The sequence below is a fragment of the Gilliamella sp. Lep-s35 genome (genome assembly GCF_009795845.1).
Classification (GTDB): Bacteria; Pseudomonadota; Gammaproteobacteria; order Enterobacterales; family Orbaceae; genus Gilliamella.
The window spans coordinates 1-2,436 of sequence record NZ_WTEX01000057.1; the positions used below are offsets into that span (position 1 = coordinate 1).

General features: G+C 40.1%; 4 protein-coding genes. All 4 read left to right on the plus strand.

The features are described from left to right. The first annotated feature begins 104 nt into the window (after window positions 1-104). A complete protein-coding gene (locus tag GQ590_RS11870) occupies window positions 105-806 on the plus strand; it encodes a hypothetical protein (RefSeq protein WP_160409263.1) in 702 nt (233 codons plus the stop codon). A gap of 34 nt (window positions 807-840) precedes the next feature. Next, window positions 841-1,365, plus strand: coding sequence for a hypothetical protein (locus GQ590_RS11875; protein ID WP_160409261.1), 525 nt, complete (start codon window positions 841-843; stop codon window positions 1,363-1,365). 13 nt (window positions 1,366-1,378) lie between these two features. Then, entirely contained in the window at window positions 1,379-2,080 is a 702-nt protein-coding gene (locus tag GQ590_RS11880; RefSeq protein ID WP_160409259.1) for a hypothetical protein, read from the plus strand. 34 nt (window positions 2,081-2,114) lie between these two features. Further along, window positions 2,115-2,436: hypothetical protein (locus GQ590_RS11885; RefSeq protein ID WP_160409257.1), on the plus strand; the 322-nt coding region annotated here is incomplete at its 3' end.

Here is a 2,436-nt window from a genome sequence, read left to right on the forward strand (position 1 = left end):
AAGCGATAACAGCAGCAGCGACCCGAACACCCCCAAACCAGTAAAAGAACTTACGCCGTACTTACTGTCACACCACTATATAAAAAATTAAACAGGATATCATCATGCAAAATAGAATATCTATAAAATCATTAATAATTATAATGTTAAGCAGCTTGCTGTTAACGGGATGCGATACTTATCCATATAAAGAAAAGATTCAAGAATCTAACGATTACAATAACCCAACAGGCTATAAAGCAAAATGTATGATGGTGGGTAGAGTGACACAATCCATGTACCCGTATACTACCTTTTATATGCAAGGGCAGGATTTGCCGTATTCGTCAGAAACCCAAAAAGCCAATTTCAATCGATTAAAAAATGACAGTTTGCATCTGTTTGCCGGGATAGGTTTTTTTACGGAGGAGTACGCCGGCGAAGTTGACGGTAGAGCGACGTACCGTTACGACCTGACCGATTTAGGGCGAAAATACGTTGACTGGTCATTTGGTAATACTAATTTTTGTTTTGGTCGGGTGGTGGTAGACAAAATTAACCGCACAAAAGACACCATTAACGGTGTCGGGGGGGGCACGGTGCGGGATGTCTATTTTACTTATCATCTTGAAAATGTGCCGGACTGGGTCAAAGACCCACAAATATATAAACGATTTCGATATTTTAAAGAACAAGTCAATGGGGAACCATTTCCCGGGATTCACAGTTATAAGGTGTCAAGCAATGGAAAATTAACAACCATGACCGGCGAAAGTGGCAGATCTAGATGGGCATCGGATTTTAATGAAGAAATCAAAGAAGAGTAATTAGAAATTGTTAGTTTTTAATGGTGAAAAAGCTGTGTTTAAAAGGAAAACAACGATTAAATCGTTAACCTATCCTGAGCAAACTCCGGTGGAATTAACTATTTCGCGTGGATTAGAGTGGCTTGAAATTTCGCCTGTTACTACCTCTAGCTTTTTTACCCCAAGAACGGATAATGCGGTTGGTAAAGATGAAGTTTACGATTTTGATAATACTAAAGCAGAATCCCCTAAAGAAGAGTCATTATGGAATCAGTTAATGGCGATATCCCATAATCAACCGATGCCAACGACGACCAATAACACACAATCCGATAACACACAGTCAGACAAAAACAACTCCGAAGCACCCAAGATTGGTCTGTATTTAATTAAATGGAGCTTAGGTAAAATCAAAGGGAAGCATGACGTGACTATCAAGGTGAATTACTGGCCAGAAGGCAAGCAAGAGGAGAGTGGCGACCAAAGCCAAAGCGATAACAGCAGCAGCGACCCGAACACCCCCAAACCAGTAAAAGAACTTACGCCGTACTTACTGTCACACCACTATATAAAAGATTAAACAGGAAATCACCATGCAAATTAAAACAAATATAACCACACTCCTAATCATCACTTTCAGCAGTTTGCTGTTAACCGGGTGCGATACTTATCCGTATAAAGAAAAGATTCAAGAATCTAACGACTACAATAACCCAACAGGCGATAAAGCAAAATGCATGATGGTGGGCAGAGTGACACAATCCATGTATCCCTATACCACCTATTATATGCAAGAGCAGGATTTGCCATTTGCACAAGAAACAAGAAAAGCATTTAATAACCGTTTAAAAAATGACAGTTTGCACCTTTTTGCTGGGATAGGGTTTTTTACCGAAGAGTACGCTGGCGAAGTTGACGGCAGGGCGACGTACCGTTACGACCTGACCGATTTAGGGCGAAAATATGTGAAATTTGCACTTGGTGAAACCAATTTTTGTTTTGGTCGGGTGGTGGTGGACAAAATTAACCGCACAAACGACACCATTAACGGGGTGGGGGGCGGCACGGTGCGGGATGTCTATTATACCTATCACCTTGAAAATGTGCCGGATTGGGTCAAAGACCCACAAATCTATAAACGATTTGGATATTTTAAAGAACAAGTCAATGGGGAACCATTTCCAGGGATTCATAGTTATAGGGTGTCAGGCAATGGAAAATTAACAACCATGACTGGCGAAAGTGCTAGTTATCAATGGGCATATGATTTTAACGATGAAATCAAAGAAGAGTAATTAGAAATTGTTAGTTTTTAATGGTGAAAAAGCTGTGTTTAAAAGGAAAACAACGATTAAATCGTTAACCTATCCTGAGCAAACTCCGGTGGAGTTGAATATTGGATATGGAGAAAAGTTTTTAGAAATTTCGCCCGTTACTACCTCTAGCTTTTTTACCCCAAGAACGGATAATACGGTTGGTGAAGATGAAATTTATAAAATGGATGAAACTAAAGCAGAATCCCCAAAAGAAGAGTCATTATGGAATCAGTTAATGGCGATATCCCATAATCAACCGATGCCAACGACGACCAATAACACACAATCCGATAACACACAGTCAGACAAAAACAACTCCGAAGCACCCAAGATTG

Coding starts and splice junctions, on each gene's coding strand:
- GQ590_RS11880 (WP_160409259.1), top strand. CDS start 1,379: ATGCAAATTAAAACAAATATAACCACACTCCTAATCATCACTTTCAGC.
- GQ590_RS11870 (WP_160409263.1), top strand. CDS start 105: ATGCAAAATAGAATATCTATAAAATCATTAATAATTATAATGTTAAGC.